The 1,713-nt window shown below is 60.9% G+C and carries 2 protein-coding genes and 1 pseudogene; 1 reads left to right on the top strand and 2 read right to left on the bottom strand.

Features of this window, described 5'->3' with window-relative positions; translation table 11 throughout:
• Together GO606_RS00775 and GO606_RS00770 are read right to left on the bottom strand one after the other, a co-directional pair.
• Positions 1 to 611, bottom strand: a 611-nt coding sequence (locus tag GO606_RS00775) for an IS1595 family transposase (RefSeq protein WP_169120968.1), incomplete at its 3' end; no start/stop codon positions are given.
• A gap of 162 nt (positions 612 to 773) precedes the next feature.
• Positions 774 to 1,090, bottom strand: a pseudogene (locus GO606_RS00770) (MMPL family transporter); the annotation flags it as partial.
• 413 nt (positions 1,091 to 1,503) lie between these two features.
• Between GO606_RS00770 and GO606_RS00765 the strand changes: the two are divergent.
• Positions 1,504 to 1,713: Calx-beta domain-containing protein (locus GO606_RS00765; protein ID WP_246979254.1), on the top strand; the 210-nt coding region annotated here is incomplete at its 3' end.

The raw sequence follows: 1,713 nt of genomic DNA, 5'->3' as shown, positions 1-1,713 counted from the left end.
TTGCCGGTGACGAAATCGAGGGTCTGCCCCGTGCGATCGCGGGCGACGAGAACGCAGACCTGCTCGTTGGAGAGGCCGCGCTGGGTTGCAGCGCCGCCGCGTTTGCGCGGCTTGCGAGCCAGTCGGCGACTGCCTTTGTCCGACTCGAGGAGATACGTTTCGTCCGCTTCGGTAATACCTTGCAGATGTGCCGGGCGGTCGTTCTTCGCCCACGTGAGGAAGCGATGGCGCCAACGAAAAGTCGTGTTCCGGTGCACGCCAAGCACCGCTGCCGCTTTGCGCACCGTCAGCGAATCGAGCATCGCCTGGCCGTAAGCCAACCATTTCTCCCTTTTACGCAACCTCGCCAATGGCGTGCCGGTGAGAGCGTTGAACGTCTTGTGGCAACTTCTGCACCGGTAACGTTGCAGCCCGCCCGCGAGGCCGTGCCGATACAAACTCTTCGCCCCACAGTGGGGACAGCCCCCGTCCCCACCCAGGCGGGATTCGATCAGCGTGCTGCACCGCGCCCCGTCATCGTCTTTTGCCAGCAACGCTTTCACCTGTTCGCGCTGCCGCCGGGTCAACGCCCGCAGCTGCTCGATCCACCGTTCAAATTCATGAGCTTTCATGGGGCACCCCGCGCGGTTTCGCTCTCAGAGGTAAGAGCCCGACCGCCACGGGAGGGTTCCACAGCGAACGGTGACATAGCCTTTTATAAAGATCAATCTGGAAGATACAAGGGGCAGCGGCGCGGCCGGCAGGAGTCCTCGCGCGGGCCCGGAGCACACGTTCGGGGCGCCAAGCAGGTAGGCCAGCGCCGGCAGCAGGATCGGCATGCCGAGCATGTTCCAGATAATCATGAACGCGAGCAAGATGCCCATGTCGGGCTGGAACTTGATCGGCGAGAACGCTCATGTGGCGACCGCGATACCGGTCAGCATCACGACTTTGCCGGTGAGGGTCAGCGCCCGATAGTACGCTTCTGACAGGCTTGCACCTTCACGCAGCCGGACCAGCATAACCGCCATTACATACAGCGCGTAGTCGCCCCCCATGCCCACGCCAGCGCGATCCCCGGCAGCGTGGCGACCTTCACGCCGATGTTGAGCGCCAAGTCAGGAATTGTTCGACGGACTCTGGTTCAGTCGATCCTGCAGGATCTTCACGTCAGAGAGCAGACGCCTGGAAATCTCGAGCAACAGCTCTGGGAGCAGGCTCCTGAACCCCCTCCCCGTCCATCTGCTTCACGTCGTGTTTGCTCAGGTGCATCGGCTCACCTGCACTCTTCAGGCCGCCATTATCGCAGGACAAGCACCAAGCGGCGACGAATGGGCAGAGGTCTGATTGGTTGCGTGGCACGCCGTCTCCGCCGCCCGCTTGCGCGTGTCGGAAATCTTTACAGGTCGTTTCATTGGTTTTCCGAGAACATGCATTTATCCGGAATAATCAGTGTCTTGGGAAACATGCACAAAATATGCTTACTGCTTCATCGGGCGATTTTTCACGCCGATGGAGAACAAAATGGCCGTACCAATTCTCACGGTAGCTGATTTTTCGGTATTGGAGTCGAATGGCGGGTTCAGTCCGGCCATGGAGTTCGTCGTCACGCTGTCGTCGGCGGCGACAACCGACGTGATCATCGACTACCAGACGCTCAACGGCACGGCCCGGGAAGGAGAAGGGGTTGATTTCAGGCAGGCATCGGGGACGCTGACGATCGCCGCCGGTGCC

Source organism: Aromatoleum anaerobium, assembly GCF_012910705.2.
Lineage (GTDB): Bacteria > Pseudomonadota > Gammaproteobacteria > Burkholderiales > Rhodocyclaceae > Aromatoleum > Aromatoleum anaerobium.
Note: the sequence above shows the minus strand (reverse complement) of the source record. Positions and strands in the feature narration are given on the sequence as shown.